This is a genomic window from Pseudomonas siliginis (genome assembly GCF_024072275.1).
GTDB classification, from domain to species: Bacteria; Pseudomonadota; Gammaproteobacteria; order Pseudomonadales; family Pseudomonadaceae; genus Aquipseudomonas; species Aquipseudomonas siliginis.
Genome location: NZ_CP099598.1, coordinates 2799746 through 2825219, shown reverse-complemented (window position 1 = coordinate 2825219; position 25474 = coordinate 2799746). Strand labels below are relative to the sequence as shown.

The 25474-nt window shown below is 60.5% G+C and carries 22 protein-coding genes; 12 read left to right on the top strand and 10 right to left on the bottom strand.

What is annotated here, in order from left to right; all coding sequences use genetic code 11:
• The first annotated feature begins 121 nt into the window (after positions 1-121).
• Positions 122-2581, top strand: a complete 2460-nt coding sequence (locus NF676_RS13175; protein ID WP_252887883.1) for a fimbria/pilus outer membrane usher protein — start codon at positions 122-124, stop codon at positions 2579-2581.
• 121 nt (positions 2582-2702) lie between these two features.
• On the opposite strand, the gene NF676_RS13170 is transcribed toward NF676_RS13175, so the two are convergent.
• From NF676_RS13170 to NF676_RS13130, 9 genes are all read right to left on the bottom strand, one after another.
• Positions 2703-3608 (bottom strand): LysR family transcriptional regulator, encoded by a 906-nt coding sequence (locus NF676_RS13170; protein ID WP_016774575.1) that lies wholly within the window; start codon positions 3606-3608, stop codon positions 2703-2705.
• A gap of 87 nt (positions 3609-3695) precedes the next feature.
• Complete coding sequence (locus NF676_RS13165) at positions 3696-4232, bottom strand: 2,4'-dihydroxyacetophenone dioxygenase family protein (protein ID WP_024012829.1); 537 nt, start codon at positions 4230-4232, stop codon at positions 3696-3698.
• A 108-nt stretch (positions 4233-4340) separates the two neighbouring features.
• Positions 4341-5486 carry a glycerol dehydrogenase gene (locus NF676_RS13160; RefSeq protein ID WP_252887882.1) on the bottom strand — a complete coding sequence of 382 codons (1146 nt, stop codon included), beginning with the start codon at positions 5484-5486 and terminating at the stop codon, positions 4341-4343.
• Positions 5487-5510: 24 nt separating this feature from the next.
• Positions 5511-6281: an SDR family oxidoreductase gene (locus NF676_RS13155; RefSeq protein ID WP_252887881.1), complete on the bottom strand. Its 771-nt coding sequence runs from the start codon at positions 6279-6281 to the stop codon at positions 5511-5513.
• A 33-nt stretch (positions 6282-6314) separates the two neighbouring features.
• Complete coding sequence (locus NF676_RS13150) at positions 6315-7019, bottom strand: ABC transporter ATP-binding protein (protein ID WP_073474647.1); 705 nt, start codon at positions 7017-7019, stop codon at positions 6315-6317.
• The gene (locus NF676_RS13145) at positions 7012-8793 is read right to left on the bottom strand and encodes a branched-chain amino acid ABC transporter ATP-binding protein/permease (RefSeq protein ID WP_252878103.1); all 1782 of its coding nucleotides are present in this window, start codon (positions 8791-8793) and stop codon (positions 7012-7014) included. Before NF676_RS13145 ends, NF676_RS13150 begins: the two co-directional genes overlap by 8 nt.
• 11 nt (positions 8794-8804) lie before the next feature.
• Entirely contained in the window at positions 8805-9680 is an 876-nt protein-coding gene (locus tag NF676_RS13140; RefSeq protein WP_024012825.1) for a branched-chain amino acid ABC transporter permease, read from the bottom strand.
• Between the two features lie 77 nt (positions 9681-9757).
• Positions 9758-11005, bottom strand: a complete 1248-nt coding sequence (locus NF676_RS13135) for an ABC transporter substrate-binding protein (protein ID WP_252887880.1) — start codon at positions 11003-11005, stop codon at positions 9758-9760.
• Positions 11006-11207: 202 nt separating this feature from the next.
• Positions 11208-12113 carry a LysR family transcriptional regulator gene (locus NF676_RS13130; RefSeq protein ID WP_252887879.1) on the bottom strand — a complete coding sequence of 302 codons (906 nt, stop codon included), beginning with the start codon at positions 12111-12113 and terminating at the stop codon, positions 11208-11210.
• A 118-nt stretch (positions 12114-12231) separates the two neighbouring features.
• Between NF676_RS13130 and NF676_RS13125 the strand changes: the two genes are divergently transcribed.
• Complete coding sequence (locus NF676_RS13125) at positions 12232-13158, top strand: alpha/beta hydrolase (protein ID WP_252887878.1); 927 nt, start codon at positions 12232-12234, stop codon at positions 13156-13158.
• A gap of 94 nt (positions 13159-13252) precedes the next feature.
• Positions 13253-13462 carry a hypothetical protein gene (locus NF676_RS13120; RefSeq protein WP_252887877.1) on the top strand — a complete coding sequence of 70 codons (210 nt, stop codon included), beginning with the start codon at positions 13253-13255 and terminating at the stop codon, positions 13460-13462.
• 1 nt (position 13463) lies between these two features.
• Here NF676_RS13120 and NF676_RS13115 read toward each other — a convergent pair whose 3' ends face one another.
• Positions 13464-14438, bottom strand: coding sequence for an NAD-dependent epimerase (locus tag NF676_RS13115; protein ID WP_252887876.1), 975 nt, complete (start codon positions 14436-14438; stop codon positions 13464-13466).
• 685 nt (positions 14439-15123) lie between these two features.
• Here NF676_RS13115 and rfaH point away from each other — a divergent pair.
• From rfaH to NF676_RS13070, 9 genes are all read left to right on the top strand, one after another.
• Entirely contained in the window at positions 15124-15642 is a 519-nt protein-coding gene (gene rfaH / locus NF676_RS13110; protein ID WP_252887875.1) for a transcription/translation regulatory transformer protein RfaH, read from the top strand.
• Positions 15643-15693: 51 nt separating this feature from the next.
• Positions 15694-16854 (top strand): outer membrane beta-barrel protein, encoded by a 1161-nt coding sequence (locus tag NF676_RS13105; protein ID WP_252887874.1) that lies wholly within the window; start codon positions 15694-15696, stop codon positions 16852-16854.
• A 12-nt stretch (positions 16855-16866) separates the two neighbouring features.
• On the top strand, positions 16867-17400 hold the full coding sequence (locus NF676_RS13100) for a polysaccharide biosynthesis/export family protein (RefSeq protein ID WP_236168959.1): 534 nt from the start codon (positions 16867-16869) through the stop codon (positions 17398-17400).
• 2 nt (positions 17401-17402) lie between these two features.
• Positions 17403-19712, top strand: a complete 2310-nt coding sequence (locus NF676_RS13095) for a GumC family protein (protein WP_252887873.1) — start codon at positions 17403-17405, stop codon at positions 19710-19712.
• Positions 19713-19778: 66 nt separating this feature from the next.
• Positions 19779-21170 (top strand): undecaprenyl-phosphate glucose phosphotransferase, encoded by a 1392-nt coding sequence (locus NF676_RS13090; protein ID WP_056785633.1) that lies wholly within the window; start codon positions 19779-19781, stop codon positions 21168-21170.
• A gap of 46 nt (positions 21171-21216) precedes the next feature.
• A complete protein-coding gene (locus tag NF676_RS13085) occupies positions 21217-22575 on the top strand; it encodes a UDP-glucose dehydrogenase family protein (RefSeq protein WP_252887872.1) in 1359 nt (452 codons plus the stop codon).
• Positions 22572-23279 carry a WecB/TagA/CpsF family glycosyltransferase gene (locus NF676_RS13080; protein WP_252887871.1) on the top strand — a complete coding sequence of 236 codons (708 nt, stop codon included), beginning with the start codon at positions 22572-22574 and terminating at the stop codon, positions 23277-23279. Before NF676_RS13085 ends, NF676_RS13080 begins: the two co-directional genes overlap by 4 nt.
• Before the next feature lie 11 nt (positions 23280-23290).
• On the top strand, positions 23291-24370 hold the full coding sequence (locus NF676_RS13075; protein ID WP_252887870.1) for a glycosyltransferase: 1080 nt from the start codon (positions 23291-23293) through the stop codon (positions 24368-24370).
• Positions 24367-25473, top strand: a complete 1107-nt coding sequence (locus NF676_RS13070) for a glycosyltransferase (RefSeq protein WP_150635431.1) — start codon at positions 24367-24369, stop codon at positions 25471-25473. The genes NF676_RS13075 and NF676_RS13070 overlap by 4 nt, the downstream gene beginning before the upstream one ends.
• The last annotated feature ends 1 nt before the right edge of the window (position 25474 follow it).

Genomic DNA, 25474 nt, shown 5'->3' with positions numbered 1-25474 from the left:
GGCAAATTGCATGTTTCCCTCCCAACACCACACATCTGAAAGTTGTGTTAAGCATCATGTTGCGCGCCAGAAAAACAAAGCGGCGTTGGGCTGCCTGCATCCATTGTGCTTTGCTATCAACATGGCCATTTGCGGATTCGCCGTGGGCGCCGAAGCCCCGGCCGCAGTGGCGAGTGAATCTTTCAATACGCTGTTCCTTGAAGGTTCATCGGCGGTCGATCTGCAACCGTTGCTGAATGCCAACAGCGTCTTGCCAGGCCAATACCGCGTCGACGTGTTCAGCAACGGCACGCTGGTCGGGCGTCGCGATATCGATTTCGCGGCCAACCCGGTCAACGGCAAAGTCGAGCCACGCATCACTCTGGAACTGTTGCAGCAGCTGGGTGTGGACATGCGCAAACTGCGTGAGCAGGGTCTGGTTGACGAGCAACACCCTGCCGATCACTACGACCTGCCTGCAATGATCGAGCAAGCGAGTCTCAATTTCGATGCCAACCGCCTGCGCCTCAATATCAGTGTGCCGCAGGTCGCCATGGCGCGTGGCATGCGCGGCTATGTAGATCCAGAGCTTTGGGACCAAGGTGTGGCCGCCGGTTTCATCAACTACCAGCTGAGCAGCACCCGCAGCAAAACCGATTACTCGACGCAAATTTCCAACAACCTCGGGCTTCGCAACGGCCTGAACCTGGGCGCCTGGCGGCTGCGCAACGAGTCCAACCTGAGCAGCTCCACCGGCCGGCCCAATCGGTTCGTCAGCAACCGCACCTTCATCCAGCGCGACCTCACGGCGATCAAGGGGCAACTGAGTGCGGGGGAAATCTTTTCCGATTCGGATCTGTTCGACAGCGTGCGCTATCAAGGCGTCAAGGTGGCCTCTGATGAGGGCATGCGCGCAGACAGCGAGCGGGGCTATGCGCCGATCATACGTGGCGTTGCTGAAACCAACGCCACGATCGAGGTCCGCCAGGATAACTACATTCTCTACACCACCAACGTGCCGCCGGGTCCGTTCGAGATCAGTGACATCTATCCATCGGGCTCCAACGGCGATCTGGAGATCACCATTGTTGAAGCAGATGGACGGCGCAAGGTCACCCGGCAGGCGTTCTCCGCCCTGCCGACGATGGTGCGTGAGGGGCAACTGAAGTACAGCCTGTCGAGCGGCAAGTTCAACAACAACAGCGAGGGCTATGACAAACCGGCTTTCCTTGGGGGCACTTTCGCCTACGGCTTGACCAGCAACCTGACGGGCATTGCCGGCATTCAGGCGAGCAACGGCTTCAAGGCGCTGTCCATCGGTGCGGCGAAGAACACCTCGATTGGCGCAATGTCCCTGGACGTGACGCAATCGTCCAGCAAGGCATTCGGCAAAACCACCCAAGGCAGCAGCATACGCGCGCTCTATGCAAAGACCTTCACCGGCACCGATACCAGCTTCACCCTCGCCGCTTATCGTTATTCGACCGAGGGTTATCGCACGCTGACCGACCATGTCCAGGACACCAGCTCCGGGGCCACCCGGCGCCTGGGTAATTCCAAAACCCGCACCGACCTCACGGTCAACCAGACTTTGGGCGAAGCACGCCAGTTCGGCTCGCTTTACCTGAACGCCAGTGACCAGCGCTATTGGGATCGCGGTGGCTCGCGGAGCTTTTCCGCCGGCTACAACAACAATTGGCGCGACCTGAACTACAACATCAGCCTGAGCAAAACCCAGGAGTTCGGCGCGCGCGGTGACACCAGCAACGACACACAACTGAGCGTCTCGATTTCGTTTCCGCTCGGTTCGACACCCCGCGCACCGCGCGCCTACATTTCCAGTAACCATCAGAACACCGGTACCAGCACCCAAGCCGGGATCAACGGTTATCTGACCGAGGACAGCGACACCTACTATTCCGTGCAGACCGGGCGCAGTGTCCAAGGCGATCGATCTGGCTCGCTGAGCCTGAGTACCCGCACATCGATGGGCGACCTGAGCCTGGGTTACAACCGAGGCAACGGTTATGAATCACAGAACCTGAGTGCCGCCGGATCGCTGGTGGCCCATGCAGGCGGCATCAATATGGGCCAGACCGTCGGTGAAACGTTCGGTCTGGTGGAAGTGCCCGGCATGTCGGGCGTCGAAGTCAGCAGCTATTCGGGTGTGAAAACCGGCCTGAACGGCTATGCGGTTCTGCCTAACGCGCAACCGTACCGCGTGAACTGGGTAACGCTGGACACGCGTAACCTGGGCGGTGAGATCGAGCTGGACAATGCCACCCAGCAACTGGTGCCAAGACGAGGTTCGATAGTTCTTGCACGCTTCGAAGGCAGCAAAGGCAGACGCGTCCAGTTTGAACTGTACGATGCCAACGGCCAGCCGATTCCATTCGGCGCGGTGCTGTTGGATAGCGACGGCAAACAACTGGCATTGTCAGATCCGACGGGCAAGGCCCTGGCGCTGGTGACCAAAGATCACGGTGTCATCACCATCAAGTGGCAGGGCAAAAGCTGCCCCGTGCCGTACAAGCTGCCGGAAAAGGTCGAAGGCTTGAACTATGAGCAATACCGGTTGGCCTGCTCTTCGAGCGCGAAGTAGACCGACCGCGAGCTTGTCACTCTACGCCCCCTCAACCAAAACTCAGCCCTGATGATTCAGGGCTTTTTAATGCGCAGTTTGAGCATCGCGTTGATCAATACGCTGCCCCCAGAGCTGAACGTCAGGAGACCTTCCACGGATGCTCACGCCACTTGTTCTGAAAAAACTCGATGAATACTCGTATCCGTGGACTCAAATGCTTGCGATCCGAATAAAGCAGGTAGATCGGCTCGACCACACCCGTTTTGAAATCCTCAAGCAACGGCACTAGCGTTCCCGCTTTTACATCAAGCCCGATATGAAAGTCCGCAAGCTTCACCACGCCAGCGCCTGACAGCGCCATGTCGCGCAACAGATCGCCTTGAGTAAAAGACGCGCTGGCGGTCACCGGTACCGAGACGCCGTCTCCATCCTGCAAAAATGACCATTTGTTCCACGGGCTGACGAAGCTGAAATTGAAGCAACGATGATTCAGCAAATCTGCGGGTGTGGTTGGTGTGCCGTGTTCAGCCAGGTACTGCGGCGAGGCACAGATCAGCCATTCACATTCGCCGATGCGTCTGGCAATGCGTGATGAGCTGGGCAATACGCCGCTGTGGATGGCGATATCGAGCCCTTGCTCGAAGTGATCGACGAATTGCGCGCCGAGTTGAATCTCAACGTCCAGTGAGGGATACAAATCCAGAAATTCCGGTAGCCACGGCACGATCTGGTGTTTGGCGAAAGAGGTCATGGTGTGGATGCGCAGGGTGCCACTGACCCTGGAGGGCAACGCCTCGGCCAGCGAGTCCGCCTCGTTCATGGCTTCAACGACGGCTTTGGCGCTGCGCAGGTAAGCGGCGCCCTCCTCGGTCAGCGTCAGCACGCGTGAGCCGCGCTGGAACAGCCGGACCTGCAAGCGATCTTCCAGGCGGGTGATCAGTTTGCTGACCGCTGATGGCGTCAGGTGATGGGCGCGCGCGGCAGCAGAAAAACTTCCACATTCGGTAGACCATATAAAAGCGAGCAGCTGCGAATAATTGTCCATGGCCGGTCCTGGCGAAAAGCTTGAAGGCATGTTGTCTCAACGCTTATGAAAAAGCGCGCCGAAGCGCGCTTTTTCCTGGGGGCCGGGTCAGCGAATGAACTGTTCGATGTAGTCGTCCGGCAAACCCAGCGTCTTGTAATGCGCTCGGGCGGCTTCAAGCTTGGTGAACACATCTTCGTAACCCACGGCAACGCCCTGCGGATCGACGTAAGTGTAGCCACCCTGCACGTGGAACCAGGTGATCATTTCACTCACATCCTCGGGGACGAACAGGGTATGCGTTTCACCGGGCGGCTCATAGGCAAAAGACCCCTCCTCCGCGACCCAGTCATGCTCCAGGTAGTACCAGCGACCCTTGAGCACGATCGCATGCACGCCGCCGGTATGGCGGTGACGCGACAGCACGCCGGCCTGACGCACCCGCAACAGGTTGATGTAATAGCCGCCGCTGGTGTTGAGCAGCAATGGCTTGAAGGAGACAGATTTTGTTACCGGCACCCACAGCGCATCGTCTTCGAGCCACTGCGTCATGACGCCCGGGTGCACCATGTCGGGCGTCATGAATGGAACTTGCGGCAACTGATACGCAATGGCGAGTTCATCAGGTTTAACAGGAGTATTCATAGTCAGGCCTCTCGGTTTTTTTGACGAATTCACAGCACTTGATTGCGCCAGGATTTCGCTTGAGGGAAAGGTTATGGCGTCGCTGTACGGGAGAAAACAGCTACTTGGTCACACCTGTTGTGACGCAGGATCACAGTGTCGGGGCGGGTTCGCGCAGACTCTGACCAGCCGTGAACCAAGGCTGTCAGCCGCCGCCAATCCTTCCACCAGGCGCTGGTAGTTCAAGGGCGGTTGCATGTTTCTGGCGTAAACCGCCGATAAGGTTGCGTCCACGAGAATATTGATCTGCGCCGTCGTCAACGGCGTGCGCTGACCCAGTTCAGCGAACGTCACGGGCAGCTTCACCGCGTGCAGCAGACGCGCGACCTGTTCAATCTCTTCGGCCGGTCGCGCCTCCACCGCCATCTGCACCAGCGTGCCGAACGCCACCAGTTCGCCATGCAGCATCGACGCCATCGCCGGTATCGCGGTCAGCCCCCGAACCAGGGCATGGGACAGTGACAAACCACCGCTCTCGAAACCGACACCGCTAATCAGCACGGTGCCTTCGATGACCCGCTCGACATCATCGGTGAGTTCATGTCGACACACCGCCTGATATGCCGGGACGCCGTACTGCATCAGCGTGTCGAAAACCAGGTTGGTGAGCATCAATGCCGTGTGCAGCGGCGGTGTGCCGAAAGAGTTGTGGCCGCCGGCGGCGTAGCACTGTCGGGCTTCGAATTTCTTGCTGATGGCATCGCCGATCCCGGCCGCGAAGAACCGTGCCGGCGCCTGAACGATGACCTCTGTATCGACAATCACCGCAGCGGGATTCATCTTCAGAAACTCCACGCCCACCACTTTGTGCTCTTCGTCGTAAAGCACGATCAGCCGACTCGTTGGCGCGTCACTTGAAGCGATCGTGGGGCAGACAATGATCGGCACGTCGAGATTGGCCGCCAGCCCCTTCGCCGTATCGATGGTCTTGCCACCGCCCAGCGCAATGATCGTGTCGGGGGCGTGCAGCAATGCCTGCTCGGATAACTGCGCAATCGCAGCGCGCGTGCACTCGCCGGGAAACTCGATGTGCAATGGCTCCAATCCCTGGTCCTGCAACGTGGCGCCAACCTGCGGCCATAGATGCCGGGCGACAAACTCATCGCAAAGCACCAGCGGCCGTGATCGACCCATGTCGCTCAGCACTCTGCCCAATTGTTGCAATGCATTCGGACCCTGCTCGTAGCGCCCGGGAAATCCCATCGTTTTAACCATGACAAACGTCCTCGCAAGAAGTCATCAGCGCATCAACCAGCCGCCCGCGACATCAACCACCTGGCCGGTAATGAAGTCGCTTTCGCTTGACGTGAGAAAACACGCCGCTCTCGCCACCTCAAGCGGTGTGCCCAGCCTGCGCAGCGGTGTCTCGTCGACCACGGTTTGATTGGCCTGGGCCGATACGGTCTTGAGCAATGGCGTTTCGATTCGTCCAGGTGCCAGCGCATTGGCGGTGACACCGAACGGCCCGAGTTCGCCGGCCAGGTGGCGGGTAAAGCCGATGATTGCGGCTTTGGTCGCACTGTAGTGCGCTGCGACAATCGGCAAGAACGCGCTGCCCGCCACCGAAGACATATTGACGATGCGCCCGAACCGGCGCTCGACCATGCCGGGCGCGAGCACTCGCACCAGGTTGAAGGAGCCATTGAGGTTGATATCGACCACCCGCAGCCACTCATCCGGCGCCATGGTCCAGATCGGCGCGGGTGCGCCGTGGTGTTTGGGCGAAATGCCGGCGTTGTTGATCAGCGTATCGAAGGGGCCGAGCTCACCTTGCAAGCGCTCGCAGGCAGCAGCGCAGTCTTGAAAACTCGCGACATCAGCCTGCGCCCACGCGACCGCAAAACCCGCATCACGCAACGCCACGCCCTGCTGTTGCACCTTGTCGGCATCAGCGTCGAGCAGCGCCACGGCTGCACCTTCTTCGCAATACAACCGCGCGATCGCCGCACCGATGCCACCACCGGCACCGGTGACCAATACGGTGCGCCCGGCGTGTCTGGAATGAGTCATGACCTTCTCTCGCTTGCAGATAAATGGACTGGGTCAGAGCCCCAGATAAGCACGCTTGACGTGCGGGTTCTCCAGCAGTTCCTGGCCGGTGCCGCTGAGCACCACTTCGCCGTTCTCCAGCACGTAACCTCGATGAGCAATGCGCAGCGTATGAACGATGTTCTGCTCGACGATCAACACGGTGGTGCCCAGCTGGAGAATCCTGTTGATGATCTCGAAGACCTGCGACACCAGCAGCGGCGACAGGCCCAGCGACGGCTCATCAAACATCAACAATTTCGGCTCGGCCATCAGGCCCCGGGCGATGGCAACCATTTGTTGTTCGCCGCCCGACAGTGTCCCGGCGTTCTGATCAAGGCGTTCGCGCACCCTCGGAAACAGATCGAGAATATTGTCCAGACGCTGCCTGTAGCCCGCTCGTGCACTGCGTTTGTAGGCGCCCATCAAGAGGTTGTCGCGCACGCTGATGAAGGGAAACAACTGGCGCCCCTCCGGTATCAGCGTCAGGCCCGCGTCGACAATCTGATCGGGGCGATTGCCATCGATGCGCTGGCCTTCGAATTCGATCGTGCCTTGGGACGGTGTGACGATGCCGCACAAGCTGCGCAGGGTCGTGGTTTTGCCGGCGCCGTTGGCGCCGACGATGGTCACCACCTCACCGGCATTGACCTCGAACGACACGCCACGAAGGATCTCCGTACCGCCATAGCCGCTGTGGACGTTGTCGAGTTTAAGCATGGCTGTACTCCTTACCGAGGTAGGCTTCGATAACCTGAGGATCGTTGATCACATCGTGAGGCGCGCCCTGCATCAGCAGCGTGCCGGAACTGATCACGACGATGCGGTCAGAAAGGCTCATGGTGGCTTGCATCAAGTGCTCGATCATCAACACGCTGACGCCCGAATCACGCACCCGGCGAATGACTGCGATGGCCTTGGCAACATCCGTCGGGTTGAGGCCGGCCATGACCTCGTCGAGCAGCAGGATGCGCGGGCGGGTCGCCAGAGCGCGGGCCATTTCCAGGCGCTTCATGCCGCCGACCGTCAAGTTGCGCGCCCGGGTGTCGAGCAGCGCGGTGAGTTCGGTCAGCTCGGCGACTTGCTCGGCGATCGCCCTCGCCTCCTTCGCGTCGGCGGTGTGCATGAATGCACCGAGCATGATGTTCTCGCAGACACTCAAATCAGCGAATGGCTGCACGATCTGAAAGGTCCGGCCAATGCCTGCCCGGGCGAACTCGGCCGGGCTGTTCGGGGTGACCCAGTCGCCATTGAGCAGGCGCACTTTCACTTGGCCTTTGGATGGCAGAAGAAACCCGGAGAGCTGGTTGAACACCGTAGTTTTGCCGGCGCCGTTCGGGCCGATCACACCCACGATTTCGCCTTCGGCCAAGCTCAGCGAAACATCGTTGGTGGCGTGCAGTCCGCCAAAGAACTTGTGCAGGTTTTCTGCGACCAGAACCGGCTCACCGTGCGTGGCCGAGTGGGCTTGCGCCAAGGTCGGCCCGATCGGTGCTTTTGTATTTGCCATCGAACGACGGCCGCCGGGCAATGAGTCGATCCAGGCAAATATCCGAGCCCCAAAACGCCCCACCACGCCTTGCGGAATAGTCAGCACCACCACGACCAGCACGATGCCATAGACCAGACCGTGCACCCCGCTGCCCAGATCGCCAAGCCAGCCGCGTGCCAGTTCAGCCAGCGGCAGCACCAGCAAAGTGCCGATCAACGGTCCCGATACCGTGCCCAGTCCACCAATCAACGCGAACATGGCGATCTGAATCGACATCTCCAGAGAAAACATCGAGCCGGGTTCGATGAAGGTCAGGTACATCGCGTGAAAGCTGCCGACCAGGCTGGTGATAAATGCGGACAACACCACGGCGATCAGCTTGACCTTGACCGAGTTCACGCCCACCGCATGGGCGGCGTCTTCACGTTCACGCACGGCGATCAGGTAATAACCCAGTCGGGAATTCTTGATCTTCCACGACACTGCCAATGTGATGAGCAGAAACGCGAAGGCAATCAGCAGGTATGGCCAGCGCGGGCGGAACAACATCCACTCGAAACCGAGCTTCAGCGGTACGCCCAGCCCTGCCGCACCACCGGTCACGTCATGCTGATTGATCGCCACCAGACGCACGACCTCCAGCACCGCAATGGTCGCCAAGGCAAAAAACGGCCCGCGCAATCTGAAGCACGGCCAACTGATCAGCACCGCGACAATCGACGACAGGATTGCGCCAGCGAACATGCCGATCCATGGACTGATGCCCAGTTTCATCATCAGCAGCGTCGTCGTGTAAGCGCCCACCCCATAGAACACGGCATGCCCCAACGACAGCTGGCCGGCAAACCCGCCGACGATGTTCCAGGCACTGGCCAGTGCCGCATAACTGCATATGAGGATGAACAGGTGGTAAACGAACGGCGAGCCAACGCTCAATGGAATGATCAGTAACAGCGCCAGGGCCAGTGCACTGACATAGACACGCGGGTGCAAAATATTCATGAACATCTTCCTCACTCAGACCCGCGACCGGCGCCGAAAAGACCTGTCGGACGAAACACCAGGATGCCCAGGAAAATCGTGAAGTAGACGACCTCCTTGAGGTCCGGCGCGATGTAGTAACCGGCGAGACTGTCGACGATGCCGATCAGCATTGAACCGATCAGTGCGCCGGACAGGCTGCCCAGGCCGCCCAGCACCACAATCACAAACGCCGTCAGCACGAAGAAAGTGCCAACGGTTGGAAAGACCGGATATTGCGGAGCGATCAGTCCCGAGGCGACGCCCAGGCAGGCGCAACCCAGGCCGAAGGCAAACACATAGATGTTTTTGACGTTGACACCCATCAGTTGCGCCGCGTTGCGATGCTGTGCAGTAGCGCGGACAGCCCGGCCGAGAAATGTGTTCTGCAAAAACCAGTGCAGCCCCGCGACCAGTGCGAGCGACGCGACAAACGTGATCAACTGACCGCTGCTGACGCGAAAGGCGCCGAAGCTGACGGTCGTGGTACCGACGCTGATGTTCTTCACCGTCATGACGTCGGCACCGAAGATCAGCAACGCGCCGTTCATCAGGGCAATCGAGACGCCCACGGTGGCGAAAATCTGGATATGTCCCTCGGCGCCAAGCAACGGCTGAATGATGAAACGCTGCATTGCCGCACCAGCGGCAAACAACAGGATCGTTGCAGGAATGATCGCCATATACGGGTGGATGCCGAAGTGCGAATTCAGCAAATACACGGCATACAGGCCGATCATCAGAAACTCGCCATGGGCGAAGTTGACCACACGCACGATGCCGAAAATCAACGTCAGGCCGATGCTGATGATGGCCAACGTGCCACCGAGCAATAAGCCGTTCAACAGGAGCTGGATGAAAATTTCCACGGTTGGCGCCCTCTTTGCGAGCGAACGAACCCGTGAAGCTCAATGATCAAGCTTCAGCAGATTGCGGGGTTCAGGTATCAGGGTTGGTCGGAAAAACGCGCTTGGGCAACGGCGGCTGCCTGGGGGTAAACGGTTTTCAGCAGTCCGTTCTGCCACTGCATGATTGCCGTATTGGCGCGCTGGTTCTGGCCGTTCTTGCCAAACCTGGCACCGATGCCGGCAGCCGTGCCGCCGAGAGGAATATCGATGGTTGCCACCGAGGCACGGATCGCATCGGCGTCCAGCGAAGTACTGTTTTCCATGGCATCAAGGAATATCTTCGCCCCGACATAGTTGATCAGGCTGTGGCCCGAGCGCGGTTCGCTGCCGTAGCGATCCTTGTATGCCTTGGCGAACGCCCCGATACCGGGAGCGCCGTTTTCATTGGTCTGGAACTGTGGGAAATCGACATCGAGCACGCCTTCCATATTGGCTGCGCCGACGACCTTGACCGTGTCCTGCATGGAATAGCCGCCGCCGGCGCCGATAACGGCTTTGGGCCTGAAACCGGCTTCGCGGATCTGGCGGAAAAACAGCGTCGTGTCGTTCTGATAACTGGTCTGCAATACCACATCCGCCTGGGCGCCCTTCAAACGCAGGATCAGCGATGAGAGATCAACCGCTTTGGCCGAATACGGCAGTACCTCGACCACATTCAGACCTTGCTCCTGAGCGATCTTTTTCTGAAACCCGGCGATGGTCGTACCGTACAGCGCATCCTCGTGGATGATCGCGACCTTCAATTGTTTCGGATCGACCTTGAGCGATGGGCTGACAATCTCCGTGATGGCGGTGATGGTGCCTTCGGCAAAATTCCTGGCGGTCGGGTTGCTGCGCATCACGTAGCTCAGATCACGCTCAGTGATGTGGTCGGACACCGCACCCAATTCGAAAAACGGCACCCCCGCCATCTCCGTCACCTGCGTGGCCGCAAATGACAGCGCCGAGGAATAGCTGCCAAATACAGCAGTGACGTTCTCAACAGAGGTGAGCCGGCGCGCGGCACCGACCGCTTGTCCCGCATCGACTGCGTCGGCCTTGAGCAACTTGATCGGCTCGCCCTTCAAACCGCCCGAGGCATTTCGTTCGGCGACGGCCAGTTCGAGGCCACGGAAGCTCTCGTCGCCCAGTAACGCCAGGGATCCACTCAGGGGATAAAGCGCGCCGATCCTGATGTCCGCGAGCGCGGCGACCGGGGTGGACAGGCAAAGCAGGATGCCGGCAGCTTTCAGCCAGCTTTTCGTGGTAGCCGCCACGGCCACGGCTTCCTCTTGAGCGAGTCTCATTGGATTCATCTCCCGCAGATATTGTTTTTATTGTTCCTTCAAATGATCCGTGCCGAGCACAGACATCGTCGGATTACAGTGGCGATGACACGCAAGTTTCTGCGCCACTGTTTGCAAGAGTACGGCTCGCCAAGATTGGCTGGATATAGCTGAAAAAGCACACCTGCTGTGAATTTGCGGCACAGCTCCTATGGCGGGCTGATCAGTCCCAAGGCGCCGGCGACCATGCTTCCACCAGCCTGTCGATGAACAGCCGAATCTTCGGCGACAGGTGTCGCTTGCTCGGATAAATCACCCGGATCGGCTCGGCAGCCTCGGCGTACTCTGCGAGCAACTGCACGAGCTTGCCACTACGCAGGTCATCGTTGACCACATAGGATGGCAACGTCGCGATACCGAGGCCTGCGGCAGTCGCCTGATGCAAGGCTTCAGCGCTGTCCATCTGCAGCCGTCCAGCATGAATGACCGGCACAGGCTGACCATTGACGCGAAAATTCCACGGCAGCAATCGGCCGCCGCTGACGAAGTGCAGGCACGCATGCCCGGCGAGATCTTCGGGTGTCTGCGGTGCCGGATGTTCTTTCAGATAATCGGGCGAGGCACAGGTGATCATTTGCTGGTAAGCCACCGTGCGCGTGAGTAGTCCGGAGTCTTCCTTGGGCGGACCGATGCGAATCGCCAGATCGAAACCCTCGTCGATCAGGTCGACCAGCCGATCGGAAAACGTCGCGTCGATGGCGAGCGACGGCCAGTCTCTCAAGCAGCGCTCGATGTGCTGCACAACGTGCAGCCGGCCCAGTGCGACCGGCAGGCTCATGCGCAAGCGGCCGCTGGGCGTCGAACGGCGGAACGCCAAAGCTTCTTCGACCTCGTCCAGATCCTGCAGGATGCCCACGCATCGCTCAAACAGCACCCGACCATCGTCGGTCAGGCTCAGGCTGCGGGTGGTGCGGTTGAGCAGACGGACCTGCAGACGCGATTCGAGCCGCACGATCGATTTACCGACGGCCGAGCGAGTCAGCCCGAGTTGCCTGGCCGCCGCCGTAAAACTTCCGGCATCCACCGAGGCGACGAAGGCGGCGATGTCGTTCAGGTTATGCAGTTCCACTAGGCCTCCGGGTTTGGCATTCAGGCGGGTTGGCACCGGTTATGGGGAACCCTATTCCCCAATCATGAGCATAACATCTCGATTAGTTAAGCCATCACTAACGTCTGATCGAGGTCATATGAACACTGAAGTAAAAGCAGCTGTACAAACCTGGGCCAACAGCCTCAGCGATTTGGTGCCCGTGCTGAAGGGTATCGATACCACCACTAAGATGAGCGACATCCGCGATGCCTACGCAAAAATGCTCGGGCAGAATCAACCACCGGCTGGCGTGAGGTTTGAAGCAGTCGACATGGGCGGCGTGCCCGCTACGCTGGTGACTCCGGATGAACTCAAGACCGACGCAGTGCTGATGTACATCCACGGCGGCGCCTACATCGTCGGTCGACCTGACGGCTACCACGGCATCGGCGGCAACTACGCAAAAATGCTCGGCGCGCGGGTGTACATGCCGGATTACCGTCTCGCACCCGAGCATCAGTTCCCCACCCCTATCAATGACACTTTGCGCGCCTATGAGTGGTTGCTTGAGCAGAACATCGCCGCCGGCAAGATTGCCTTCGCTGGCGAGTCGGCGGGTGGCGCGATGGTGGTCAGCGTGATGGTCGCGGCAAAATCCAAAGGTTTGCCATTGCCTGCGGTGGGCTCGTCAATTTCGCCATGGGCCAACCTCGAACACACCGGCGCTTCCATGAGCAATCGTGAAGGCCTTGACCCGCTAAACTCCAAGCCAGTGCTGGACATCCTCGCGCGAGCCTTTCTCGGCGACACCTTGGCCAACCATCCGCTAGCCTCGCCGGTGTTCGCCGACGTCACCGGACTGCCACCGATTCTGGTGCAGATCGGCGAAAACGAACTGATGCTCAGTGACGCGATGCGTCTGGCCAATCACCTGGCGGACAACCGCGTCCGGGTCAATCTTGAAGTGTGGCCCGGCATGTTTCACGCCTGGCATTTCTACGCGGGCATATTGGCCGAGGGGCAGCAGGCACTGGAGAGTTCGGTGCGGTTTATCGAGGCGGGATTGACTGAGGCTAATCGCTGACCAGACAGCATTAGCTGCTGATCGGGGACACTTGTCGCTGTATTGCTCGGCGCCTTGGCGGTATGGTGATTTGCCGACCGCCGAGGAACCCTGAATGCCGAAAAAACCACCAGCCCCTGAGAACAGCGCCAGTGCAGCCGACATCGAACGCGCCATTCTAGCCTTGAACAAAATGGCCGAGCGTCTGTGGGGTGACGGGCGTGAAGCCGAGGCCAACGCGTTGCTCGATGCACTGGATGCGTTGAATCGCGCCCTCGACCGGATCCGCATCGGGGAAAGTCGCAGGGCCGTCACCCTGCACTGAATCAGACCTGATAGAACTCGCGATACCACTGCACGAACGCTTGCACGCCCTGCTCGATCGGCACCTGCGGGCTGAAGTCGATCCAGCGTGCCAGCGCCGACACGTCGGCCCAGGTCTTCAATACATCGCCCTCCTGCATCGGCAGATAACGGCGCTGGGCCTTCATGCCCAATGCCTGCTCCAGGCATTCGACGAAGATCAATAGCGCTACTGGACTGCCGCGACCGATATTGAACAGCCGGTTAGTACCACGCTCGGCGCTGAGTGCGGGCGGTTTGTCGAGCAGTCGGAAAATCCCTTCGACGATGTCATCGATGTAGGTGAAATCCCGCGCCATTTCGCCTTGGTTGTAAAGGTCGATGGCGCGCCCCTGCAGCATCGCTTCGGTGAACTTGAACAGCGCCATGTCCGGTCGACCCCAGGGACCGTAGACGGTAAAAAAACGCAGGCCGGTGGCTTGCAAGCCGTAGAGATGGCAGTAACTGTGCGCGAGCAATTCGTTGGCACGCTTGGTCGCGGCGTACAACGAAACCGGTTGGTCGACCGGGTCGTCTTCTGCAAACGGCATCTTGGTATTGGCGCCATACACCGAGCTGCTCGATGCGTAGATAAAGTGCTCCGGCGGATGACGACGGCATGCCTGCAGAACGTTGAGAAACCCGACCAGATTCGATTGCGCATAGGCATCGGGATTGTCCAGCGAGTAGCGCACCCCGGCCTGGGCGGCCAAGTGAATGACCTGTTTGAAGTGGCCGTGCTGTAACAGCGCGTTCAACGCCGCCTGATCAACAATGTCCAGCCGATGGAAAGTGAAATTGGCCAGCGTCTGCAATCTGTGCAAACGCGCCTGTTTGAGTTTGACGTCGTAATAAGGATTGAGATTGTCGATACCCACAACCTCGAGCCCCTCGCGACACAAACGCATGACCGTGTGATAACCGATAAAACCTGCGGCACCTGTTACCAGAACACTCATGATCACCTCGGCTCACCGGTTGGACTTTAAGGAGATACACAGCACCGAACATTTACCGGCCAACAACGGCAACTATTGATAGACGACCCTAGTTACCCTGGCCAGCAGCATCCGACGCGAGGCATTTAAAAGTCGAACTGCCGATGAATCGAAAGATGTAAGATTGAAACTAATTTGCTATCACGGACGCCATCTAAGACCCGCGACTTCAATAACTTCGAAAAGTTTAAAAAATCCGACGAATAAATTTCACCTTTCATAAACAATGACTTACGGAACACGGCCATTATCAGCGGATGAAAGGCAGTCTTTTTGACTGTTATTAATTGACAGCTTGCAAAGACTGGTCGATAACTTAGCACTGCCCGAAGAGCTCGCGCCGCCGCGCACTTTTCTGCTCTCCGGCTACTTATGTAATTGGATCCTGAAGGTCGCAACTGCGAACCGTGCGGTAGCTTTGCCTGAATGAAAGCGCGCCGATTCGTTATAGCCAAGACGGCCACGGATATAACAATAACCAACCAAGTTGATTCATTTTTGAAACACTTCTTCTGCCAATAAACATTGATGCATCTGGCTCGGCACTTTGCCTTGATCAGCCTACTACCTACTAGCAAGCTTGGCGGCTAGTCCCACGTTATCGGCCGCCCTGCTTACACGATCGCTATGTATGGAGTACTCCAGCATGCTAACGGTTTGCCGCAACGGCTCTAACTGGTATTTATTGCAGTGCAAGCCCCGCCAGGATGAACGGGCACAACTCAATCTGCAGCAACAGAACTATTCGACCTTTCGGCCGCAGCTGATGAGCGAGCGAAGTATTCGTGGCAAACGCCAACGAACACTGGAATCGCTGTTCCCCGGCTACGTATTCATTGAACTGAGCCGCGACGATAACTGGGCACCGATTCGCTCGACCCGTGGTGTCAGCCGCATCGTCGAATTCAACCATGTGCCCGCCCGGGTCGATGAAGACGTGATCGCGCAATTGCGTGAGCGCAGTCAGGAGTCGATCGGCTTTCCTGCGGAACCGACACTCAAGCCCGGCGAACCTCTGCAAATCGTCCAGGGTCCACTGTCCCCGCTCGAAGGCGTGTTCCTGTCCATGCAGGGCGATGAGCGCGTGATGATGCTGCTCAATTTTCTCAACCGCCAACAGCACGTCAGCGTCCCGCTGAGTTACCTCGAACGCCAGCGACAATAGTCCGGATCCGCTTCGCCCTGACCCCGACCCCCTTAATCAGGAGCGTGATCCATGGCTCTGAAGCCTCGCTGTTCCCTGGTTTTAGTCGTCGCCTGCTGTGCCCCCGAAGCTGCCTGGAGCGTTGAGCCGCAAGCGATCAATGTGTACGGCTTCGATTTCACCCCGACCTTTGCCTTGTCGGAAAGCTACGACGACAACTTTCGTGAAGTCGAACACGATGTCGAATCGACCATGGTCACCCGCCTGGCGCCGGCCTTCGAGCTCAAAGCCGAGGACCGCAACAGCGCCACGCGGGTGATCTGGGAGCCGACCCGCTACATCTATCACAGCGCCTCGGACGCTTCGAACACCGCCCAGCGTCTGCGCGCCGACAGCATCATGGAGTTCACCGACCGGCATCGGCTGAAACTCGAAGCCGAGGCACGCAAGTACGAGCGCACCACCTCGACCGCCGTCGACGGCATCAACGACAAGATCGAGAGCCAGCGCGTCGGCGGCGTCTACACCTTCGGCGCGCGCAGTGCGCTGAACCAGATCGACCTCGGCGCCAGTTACGCACAACTGCGCTATGACAACTCCGACGGCATCAACGATGACAAGGAGCGCAACACCAGCAATCTGTCCAGCACTTGGTATCACCGCCTCGGCAGCAAGACCCGTGGCCTGCTCGAATACGACCACACCCGCTTCGATTACCTGCAATCGAACAGCCCGCGCAGCAGTCGCTCCGACGCGGTACTGGCCGGAGCCGAGTGGGACATGACGGCGAAAACCACCGGCAAATTGCGCGTCGGCTACGAGCGCAAGAACTTCGACCAGAGCGGCGCCGACGACCTGAGCAATCCGACCTGGCAAGTGGATCTGGCGTGGAAACCGCGCACCTACTCGACCTTCACCTTCCTCGCGCGCCAGGCCATGGCCGAAGGCGATGACGGCTCCGACGCGGTGAAAGCCACCTTCACCCAGATCGGTTGGCGTCACGGCTGGACCGAACGCATCACCACGATTGCTGAAGCCGGCATGGGTCATTACGTCTACGAAGGCCAGGACCGCAGCGACGATTTGCAGGACTACAAACTCGGCGTGAATTACGCAATGCGCCGCTGGCTGGACGTCGAAGTCGCCTATCGCCACCGCGACAACGACTCCGATGCCGACAACGAAAGCTTCACCCGCAATGTTTTCCAGATCACGTTCGACGTCAGTCTTTAGGAGGGTTGGGCCATGCACACGCGCCTGATTTTACTGTTGTTGCTGCTCTGGACAGTGCCCACGGTCGAGGCGGCGGACACCGACACCCATTACCGCCTGGCCGCTGGCGATGTCTTGCGCATCATCGTGTTCGGCGAGCCGGAACTGAGCTTCAAGAAGATTCGCCTCAATGATGCCGGCACGTTCTCCTACCCGTTTCTCGGCGAAATCGTCGCCAAGGGCCTGACGCCCAATCAGGTCGAACAGAAAATTGTCGATGGCCTCAAGCAAGGCTATCTGGTCGATCCGAAAGTCAGCCTCAGCCAGATCGAGTACCGCCCGTTCTACATCAACGGCGAGGTGCAGAAGCCCGGCAGCTATCCGTTTCAGCCCGGCCTGACCCTGGAAAAAGCCATCGCCCTGGGTGGCGGCCTGACCGAACGCGCCTCGATGAAACGCGTGACGATCCTGCGCGGCAGTGGCGGCCCGCCGGTCACTGAAAACGTCTCGCGCACCACTGTCATCGCCCCCGGCGACACCATTTCCATTGCACAAGGCTTTTTCTGATCATGGACAACAGCCCAAGCACCTACCTCGAACGTCCGCTCCAGGGCCACTCGCAAACGCAAGCGGCTGATGAGTCGGACACCCTTGATCTGCTGCACCTGTGGCGCGTGGTCTGGTCGGCGAAGTGGAACATCGCCTGGCTGGTGCTGCTCAGTTGCGCGCTGGCCGTGGTGGCGCTGTCGTTCATCACGCCGCAATACGTCGGCAGTGCGACGTTGCTGATCAAGGACAAGACGCCACCGGTGTTGAGTTTTCAGCAGGCCGCCGAATCCGGCGGCGCCACCACCACTGACTACTTGCAGACCCAGCAAGCGCTGCTGCAATCGCGGGAGCTGGCCGAGCGCGCCGTACGCAAACTGGGCCTCACCACCCACCCGGTCACCGATCCACGCCAGCAGGCGCAGAGCTGGTTCACCCCGCGCCAATGGCTGGCGGAGCTCAATCGCGACCAGTGGCTGCCATGGCTGGACCTGTTGCCGCCGCCGAAGCCGCCAGCGACCGAAGAGCAAGTGTTCAATGACGTCACGCAAAACCTGATGCTGCACACCAGCGTCAAGTTTGTCGGCAAGAGTCAATTGCTGGAGATCGACGTCGAACTGCCCGACCCGGCACTCGCTGCGGCGGTGGCCAACGCCCTCGCCCAAGGCTTTATCGACAGCCAGCAGGACACCAGCCTGAAGTCCTCGCAAAACAACACCAGCTGGATGAACACCCGCCTGGTCGAGTTGCGCGACAACCTGCGCGTTGCCGAAAACAAGTTGCAGGCCTACCGCGAGGAACAGGGTCTGGTCGATGTCGACGGTGTCGCCACCATCAGTGCCAACGAGCTGCAGATGACCGGCAACCGCATGATCGATGCGCGCCGCGACCGTGCTGAAGCGGAGAGCCAGTTCCGTCAGGCGCAAGCCTTGAGCAACGGCGACATCAGTCGTTTGTCCAGCGTGCCGGCAGTGCTGAGCAATCCGCTGATTCAGCAGTTCCAGGCCGACCTGGCCAAGGCTCAGGCCAAAGTCGAAGAGTTGTCGGGCCGCTACGGGCCGAAACACCCGGCGCTGATCTCCGCCCGATCCGAACAGCGCACCGCCGCCAACAGTCTGCGCCTGCAAGTGCAGCAAGTGGTCGCCGGCATCGAGCGCCAGTATCAACTGGCAGTGGCCAGCGAAGACGCGCTGCGCAAATCCTTCAACAGCAACAAGGCGCAGATTCAGGACATTTCGCGCAAGGAATTCCAGCTGCGCGAATTCCAGCGTGAAGTCGACAGCACCCGCGCGCTCTATGAAACCTTCGTCACCCGCCTCAAGGAAACCGCCGCCACTTCGGACATGGATTCGGCCAAGGCGCGCATCGTCGACCCGGCGATCGCACCGCTGGAAGCGAGCAAACCGCGCAAGAATCTGATTCTCGCGATTGTCGCGCTGGTCGCAGCGATCGTCGGCGTTGCCCTCGCCTTCCTCTTCGATACGCTCAGCAATACCTTCAAGACCGACGACACCGTCGAGAGTCTGCTCAATGTGCCGTTGCTCAGCGTCGTGCCGCTGGTGATGAAGAAGAGCCGGCGACAGTTGGCGCGGCTGTTCGAAGACAACGACCACCCGCGCTTCTGTGAAACCATCCGTAATCTGCGCACCTGGCTGATGCTGCAGAACAACGAACGCCCGGCGCAGGTGGTGCTCGTCACTTCCTCGGTGTCCGGCGAAGGCAAAAGTACCATCGCCAACAACCTTGCCTCGTCACTCGCGCCACTGGAACGGGTGCTGCTGATCGATGCCGACATGCGGCAGCCGACGCTGTCGCTGAACTTCGATTTCCCGCCGCAGAGCCCCGGCCTCGCCAACCTCATGGCCGGCAGCGCGCGGCTGGAAGACTGCATTCGCAGTGTCGGTAATCTGGACATGCTCCCGGCCGGCTGCCTGACGCCCGCAGCGCTGGACCCGTTCGAGGCACCACGCTTGAAAGCCTCGAGCAGTTCGAGCAACGCCGTGGCCCCCGCGCAGGACTTGCTCAGCTCACCGCGCCTCGGTCGGCTGTTGCAGATTCTCAAGTCGCGCTACCGGCACATCATCATCGATTCGCCGCCAGCGGAAATCGTCAGTGACGCGCTGTTGCTGGCGCAGCATTCCGATGCGGTGATCTACGTGGTCAAGGCGCAGAGCACGCCGGTCGGCCAGGTGCGCAAGAGCATTGCCGTGTTGCAGCAGAGCCAAGCGCCGGTGTTCGGCGTGGTGCTCAATCAGGTCGATCTGCGCAAGGCGCGCAAGTACGGCCATGGCCATTCCCGTTCCTTCTACGACTACGACTTCGCCCCGCGCTGATCCTTCGGGCCGTGCCGCCCGGCCGCAGCCTGTCCTTCCCTGTTCGATGAATCGGAGATCGCGCCGATGACCTCGCAATATTCCGCGCAAATGGCACACCGTCGCGGCCTCACCTTCTGGGGGCAATGGTTGTGCGCAATGACCCTGGTCAATCTGTTGCTGATTGTTCTGGTGCACTGGCGCATCGGCGCCTTGCCCAGTGAATACCGGCTACTGATCATCCTCACGGTGCTCGGCTCGATGCCGGTCTACAGCCTCGTTCAGGTCTACCACAAACGTCATGGCCTGCTGGTCGGGCTCGGCCGTTTGCTGGCCGGCTGGCTGATTCTGCTCGGACTGCTGATGAGCATCGCCTTCGTCACCCAGACCAGCGCGTTGTTCTCGCGGCAGGTGGTGATTGTCTGGGCGGTGGTCGGTTTTCTCGCCCAGGCGGCGACGTTTCTGCCGCTGCATCTGTTCGTGCGCATGTACACCAAAATGATTTGCAACGAGCGCCGCGCGGTGATCATCGGCACCTGCCCGACCGCCCATGAACTGGCGCGCAAACTCCTCGACCCGGATCGCGCGCTGCTGCTCGGGTTTGTCGCGGCGAAAGCCGACAGCGGCCCGGCGCCGAGCATTCTGCCGCTGCTCGGTGAAGTCGAGGACATCCGCGAAATCATCACCCGTTTGCAGGCGCGGCGGGTGTACATCGTGCTGCCGATGGCCGAGGCGGCGACGATCGAAGCGTTGTACATCAATCTGCTCGACATGAACGTCGACGTGGTGTGGATTCCGGATCTGGGCAGCATGGTCTTGCTCAATCATTCGATCTCCGAGATCGAGCGGATGCCGGCGATTTACCTCAACGAAAGCCTGCTTACCTCGCACCCCGGCAGCCTGTTCTGCAAGGACCTGTTCGAACGCAGCGTCGCAGCGGTAGCGCTGATTCTGCTCAGTCCGCTGCTGCTCGGCGTGGCCATTGCGGTCAAGCTGACGTCGCCGGGGCCGGTGCTGTTCAAGCAGAACCGCCATGGCTGCGACGGCGAAGTGATTCGCGTGTGGAAGTTTCGCTCGATGCGCGTGCACAACGATCAGCAAGTGCGTCAGGCCACCCGCGACGACGACCGCGTCACACCGCTGGGACGCTTTCTGCGACGCAGCTCCATCGACGAATTGCCGCAACTGTTCAACGTGCTGTTCGGCCACATGGCGCTGGTCGGGCCGCGTCCGCACGCGGTCACCCACAACATCTATTACACCGGCAAGGTGCGCGCCTACATGGCACGGCATCGGCTCAAGCCTGGGATCACCGGACTGGCGCAGATCACCGGGCACCGCGGCGAAACCGAGACCGTGGAAAAGATGCAGCGCCGGGTCGCCCAGGACCTCAATTACATCAATCAATGGTCGCTGTGGCTGGACATCAAGATCCTGCTGAAGACGCCCTTCACCCTGTTCTCGAAAAACATCTACTGACAGCGGCCAGCGCTCTGGCCCACCCCGCCACGCATGAGGTTTTCCCATGAATGTGAGTGTATTCGGTATCGGTTATGTCGGACTGGTCCAGGGCGCCGCGCTGGCCGGGGTCGGCCACAACGTGCTGTGTGTGGATGTCGACGCGGCCAAGGTGCAGGCCTTGAATGACGGCACTCTGCCCATCTACGAGCCGGGTCTGAAAAGCCTGGTGCGGGACAATCATCACAGCGGCCGTCTGCAATTCGGCAGTGATCTGGTCGCTGCGGTAAAGCACGGCGATGTGTTGCTGATCGCGGTCGGCACGCCGCCGGACGAGGACGGCTCGGCGGATCTCAAACATGTCCTCAGCGTCGCCCGTACCATCGGCGAACACCTGCGCGGCGAGCAGATCATCGTCGACAAATCCACGGTGCCGGTGGGCACGGCGGACCGGGTACGCGAATGCATCAGTGCAATCCTCGCCGAGAGCGGCCGCGCTGCGCTGACCTTCGATGTGGTTTCCAACCCGGAATTTCTCAAGGAAGGTTGCGCGGTCGACGACTGCATGCGCCCCGACCGGATCATCATCGGCACCGACAGCCCGCGCGCCGAAGCGCTGATGCGCGAGCTCTACGAACCGTTCAATCGCAACCGCGAAAAAATCATCGTCATGGATGTGCGCAGCGCCGAACTGACCAAGTACGCCGCCAACTGCATGCTGGCAACCAAGATCAGCTTCATGAACGAGATGGCCGGGCTTGCCGAAAAGCTTGGCGCCGACATCGAAATGGTTCGCCATGGCATCGGCTCGGATCCGCGCATCGGCTACCAGTTCATTTATCCCGGCATCGGTTACGGCGGTTCGTGTTTTCCCAAGGATGTGCGTGCACTGATCCATGCTGCACACGGCGTCGATGTCGATGCACGCCTGCTGCGGGCGGTGGAGTCGCGCAACAACGAGCAGAAAAGCACGCTGTTCCACAAGATCGCCGAGCACTTCAACGGTGCGCTGGAAGGCAAGACCTTCGCGCTGTGGGGCCTCAGTTTCAAGCCCAACACCGATGACATGCGCGAAGCGCCCAGCCGCGTGTTGATGGAGGCGTTGTGGCGAGCCGGCGCCAATGTGCAGGCATTCGACCCGAAAGCCATGGAACAGGCGCAGCAGCTTTACGGCCCGCGCGATGACCTGACGCTGGCCGGCACCAAAGAGGCGGCGCTGAAAAATGCCGACGCGCTGGTGATCGTCACCGAGTGGCAAGCGTTTCGCGCGCCGGACTTCGAACTGCTCGCCCGCCAGCTTAAAAATCCGCTGATCTTCGATGGCCGCAATTTGTTCGATCCGCAACGCCTCAGCGCACGCGGTTTCACCTACATCAGCGTCGGCCGGCCAACCTGCGCCGCCCAAGCACAGGATCTCGCGTCATGATCCGCCTGGAATTGCTCGACCGTTATTCGCCGGCCCTGCTGGAATCCAACCGGGCCTTCTCCTTTCTCAACTTCGCCTCGATCGGCAGTTTCATCCGCCAGCCGCCGTCGTCGCTGGCGTATTTTTGCGACGGCATGCTGATGTCCGGGTTCATGTCGCGCATCACCGGGCGCGCGGTGCAGCGGGTCAGTTTCGATTTCACCTCGATTGCCGATCCGGTGTTGCGTGAATCCGAGCAGCGCGGCAAACGCGTCTATGTGGTCGGTGCGCGGCAGGCCGAGCTTGATCGTTTCGTGGAAAAGCTCGGCATGCAGTACCCGCGCCTGCAACTGGTCGGCGCGCACAACGGGTACTTCGATGCCGAGCAAGGCGCCGCGCTTCAGGCTGATATCCGTCGGCAGCGGACCAACCTGTTGCTGGTCGGCCTCGGCGCCGGTCTGCAGGAGCGCTTTGTCCTCGATGCGCTGCGTGGTGGCTTCAGCGGCGTGGCGTTCACCTGCGGCGGTTTCATTCGTCAGGAAGCCAATGCTGGCGAGCGTTACTACCCCGACGCCATCAACCGCCTGCACCTGCGCGCCTTCTACCGCATGTACCGCGAGCCGCACACGATCAAGCGTTACCTGCTCGACTACCCGAGCAATGCCCTGCGCCTGACCGAACTGATTCTGCGCCAGCAAGTGGCAATCAATGTCACTGCCCCATGAGGATTGTGCCGATGCATATTCTGTTCACGCTCAAGGATTACCAGACTGGCGGCGGCGTCGAGTGCGTGCAGCAACGCCTCGCCGAGCAGTTTCTGGCGGACGGCCGGCGGGTGAGTTTTTTCGTCATGAACGGCGACTCGCCCAACGTCGACGGCGCGCCGAGCATGGCCGGTGGCGGCAGTGGGCTCGCGGGCTGGCTGAAATCGATCGTGCTGCTGCGCCGGCTGATCCGCCGTGAGGGCGTGACGCATCTGATTGGCGCCAAGGAGCAAGCCAACCTCTGCACCTGGTTCGCCACCCTGGGCAGTCCCTGCAAAGTCATTTACACCCGCCACGCCGCGCTGGATTGCGCCGAACAGAACACCGGGCGCGCCAGCCTGCGTCTGTTGTACGCGCTGTACCTGTGCGGCAGCGGCAAGGTGGTCGCGGTGTCCCACGGTCTGCGCCAGTCGCTTGCCGGGTTGATGCCGTGGGGCCAGCCGCGCATCCGTTATTGCCCGAACGCGGTGATCAGCGAGCAACTGTTGCGCGCGGCACAGGCGCCGTTGCCCGGTGGCGTGCCCCATCATTTCTGGCTGGGGGTCGGCCGGCTAGTGGAAACCAAGGGCTTCGCGCTGCTGCTCGACGCCTACGCGCTGGCGGCGCAACAACGCCCGCTGCCGTATCTGGTGATTGCCGGCGACGGGCCGTTACGCGCAGCGCTTGAAGCGCAGACACAACGGCTGGGCATCGAACGCCTGGTGCATTTCACCGGGCATCTGCGCAATCCCTATCCGCTGATCCGCCATGCGCAACTGTTGGTGCTCAGTTCTTTGCACGAAGGTTTGCCGACGGTACTGGTCGAGGCGCTGGCGCTGGGTACGCCGGTGATCTCCACCGATTGCGGCAGCGGTCCGCGCGAGTTGCTCGACGATGGACGCCTCGGGCGTTTGGTCAAGGTCAATGATGTGCCGGCCCTGGCCGAGGCGCTGCTCGACAGTCTGGCCAGCCGCGAACCCGAGCCGCCGCCCCGACATTCAGTCAGCGACGCGATCCTGCCCTATACCAGCCAGTACGCCGCGCAGGCTTATTACCAGGTGTGGAACCGATGAAAAAGCTGCTGATCATCCTCCAGGACCTCGGCGCCGGCGGCGCGGAGAAAATGATGGTGCGCCTCGCCGGTGCCTTGGTTGAGGCCGGCAACGAAGTCACGCTGCTGATGCTCACCGGTGCCGGCATCAATCAGCCGGCGCTCGACCCACGAGTCAGACAAGTGCTGCTCGACAGTCCGCGCAGCGCGGCGGCTGTGCCGGCACTGACACGGTTTTTACGCAGCAATCAGTACGACGCGCAACTGGCCGCCCTCACCCACGTCAACGTCGTGGCGATTGCCGCCGCCGCGCTGTCCGGGACGCTGGCGCGGCTGCATGTCAGCGAGCGCAATGCCTTTTCGCGGGACAAACACGTCAACCCGGCATTGTCGGTCAAGCTCGCCTACTGGCTGGCGCCGTGGTTGTACCGGCTGATTCCCAACCCGGTGATCTGCGTGTCACAAGGCGTCGCCGAGGATCTGGTCGACACCACCATCGCCCGCGCGCGCGATGTGACGACCGCTGACAACCCGGTGCTCGACAACGATTTTCGTGACAAACCCGCCGCCGCGCCCAGCCATCCCTGGCTGAAGGACAAAACCACCCCGGTGATCGTCGCCGTGGGTCGACTGGCGCAACAAAAGGGCTTCGACACTCTGATCGACGCCTTCGCCCGTCTGCCGCAACGCGATGCGCGGCTGATCATCTTCGGCGAAGGCGCCCTGCGCGGCGAACTGCTGGCCCAAGCGACAGCGCTCGGCGTCGCAGAGCGTTGCGATCTACCGGGATACGCCAGTGACCCTATCGCCGAGATTGCCCGAGCGGACTGTTTCGTCCTGTCGTCGCGTTTCGAGGGCAGCCCCAACGCGTTGGTCGAAGCCCTGTCGACCGGCACGCCGGTCGTGGCGACCCGCTGCCCGTACGGCCCGCAGGAAATCCTCGGCGATGGCGCCGTCGCCCCCTTGGTCGATGTTGACGATCCGGCCGCGCTCGCCAGCGCAATCAGCGCACAAATGGCCGCACCACGAGCCCTGCATCGCCAGCGGCGGATTGATGCCGCCGCGCGCTTCGTCAGCGGCCGCGCGGTGCAGACCTACCTCAAGGCGTTACTCGGGAGGCGCTGAG

Bases quoted from the DNA above. Each gene is read 5' to 3' on its own strand.
- NF676_RS13175 (WP_252887883.1), top strand. From the start codon at position 122: ATGGCCATTTGCGGATTCGCCGTGGGCGCCGAAGCCCCGGCCGCAGTG.
- NF676_RS13170 (WP_016774575.1), bottom strand. From the start codon at position 3,608: ATGGACAATTATTCGCAGCTGCTCGCTTTTATATGGTCTACCGAATGT.
- NF676_RS13165 (WP_024012829.1), bottom strand. From the start codon at position 4,232: ATGAATACTCCTGTTAAACCTGATGAACTCGCCATTGCGTATCAGTTG.
- NF676_RS13160 (WP_252887882.1), bottom strand. From the start codon at position 5,486: ATGGTTAAAACGATGGGATTTCCCGGGCGCTACGAGCAGGGTCCGAAT.
- NF676_RS13155 (WP_252887881.1), bottom strand. From the start codon at position 6,281: ATGACTCATTCCAGACACGCCGGGCGCACCGTATTGGTCACCGGTGCC.
- NF676_RS13150 (WP_073474647.1), bottom strand. From the start codon at position 7,019: ATGCTTAAACTCGACAACGTCCACAGCGGCTATGGCGGTACGGAGATC.
- NF676_RS13145 (WP_252878103.1), bottom strand. From the start codon at position 8,793: ATGAATATTTTGCACCCGCGTGTCTATGTCAGTGCACTGGCCCTGGCG.
- NF676_RS13135 (WP_252887880.1), bottom strand. From the start codon at position 11,005: ATGAGACTCGCTCAAGAGGAAGCCGTGGCCGTGGCGGCTACCACGAAA.
- NF676_RS13125 (WP_252887878.1), top strand. From the start codon at position 12,232: ATGAACACTGAAGTAAAAGCAGCTGTACAAACCTGGGCCAACAGCCTC.
- NF676_RS13120 (WP_252887877.1), top strand. From the start codon at position 13,253: ATGCCGAAAAAACCACCAGCCCCTGAGAACAGCGCCAGTGCAGCCGAC.
- NF676_RS13115 (WP_252887876.1), bottom strand. From the start codon at position 14,438: ATGAGTGTTCTGGTAACAGGTGCCGCAGGTTTTATCGGTTATCACACG.
- rfaH (WP_252887875.1), top strand. From the start codon at position 15,124: ATGCTAACGGTTTGCCGCAACGGCTCTAACTGGTATTTATTGCAGTGC.
- NF676_RS13105 (WP_252887874.1), top strand. From the start codon at position 15,694: ATGGCTCTGAAGCCTCGCTGTTCCCTGGTTTTAGTCGTCGCCTGCTGT.
- NF676_RS13100 (WP_236168959.1), top strand. From the start codon at position 16,867: ATGCACACGCGCCTGATTTTACTGTTGTTGCTGCTCTGGACAGTGCCC.
- NF676_RS13095 (WP_252887873.1), top strand. From the start codon at position 17,403: ATGGACAACAGCCCAAGCACCTACCTCGAACGTCCGCTCCAGGGCCAC.
- NF676_RS13090 (WP_056785633.1), top strand. From the start codon at position 19,779: ATGACCTCGCAATATTCCGCGCAAATGGCACACCGTCGCGGCCTCACC.
- NF676_RS13085 (WP_252887872.1), top strand. From the start codon at position 21,217: ATGAATGTGAGTGTATTCGGTATCGGTTATGTCGGACTGGTCCAGGGC.
- NF676_RS13080 (WP_252887871.1), top strand. From the start codon at position 22,572: ATGATCCGCCTGGAATTGCTCGACCGTTATTCGCCGGCCCTGCTGGAA.
- NF676_RS13075 (WP_252887870.1), top strand. From the start codon at position 23,291: ATGCATATTCTGTTCACGCTCAAGGATTACCAGACTGGCGGCGGCGTC.
- NF676_RS13070 (WP_150635431.1), top strand. From the start codon at position 24,367: ATGAAAAAGCTGCTGATCATCCTCCAGGACCTCGGCGCCGGCGGCGCG.